This window comes from Limosilactobacillus balticus (assembly GCF_014145615.1).
Lineage (GTDB): Bacteria > Bacillota > Bacilli > Lactobacillales > Lactobacillaceae > Limosilactobacillus > Limosilactobacillus balticus.
Genome location: NZ_JACIVH010000018.1, coordinates 1 through 319, shown reverse-complemented (window position 1 = coordinate 319; position 319 = coordinate 1). Strand labels below are relative to the sequence as shown.

Annotated in this window: 1 protein-coding gene; it reads left to right on the top strand. The window is 37.6% G+C overall.

The genetic code is table 11. From position 1 onward, the window contains the following. Positions 1 to 319: transposase (locus tag H5S10_RS00120; protein ID WP_182588318.1), on the top strand; the 319-nt coding region annotated here is incomplete at both ends.

Here is a 319-nt window from a genome sequence, read left to right as displayed (position 1 = left end):
CCCAACTAATGGGAGAATTAGGTGACATTAGTCGTTTTGATAACTCTAACCAACTCAATGCCTATGTTGGGATTGATATTCGCCGTCACCACTCTGGAACTTATGCCGGTCAAGACCATATTAATAAGCGTGGAAACCCAATTGCCCGTAAACTGTTGTATTTTACCGTTGGTAATATGATTCGCCAACAACACGTCAATTCTAATCACATTGTTGAATATTATTATCGTTTAAAAGAAAAACGACCTTATCCAAAACTGAATAAGGTCGCCATGGTAGCTTGTATGAATAAAACTCTGAAATGTCTCTTATCCATGAT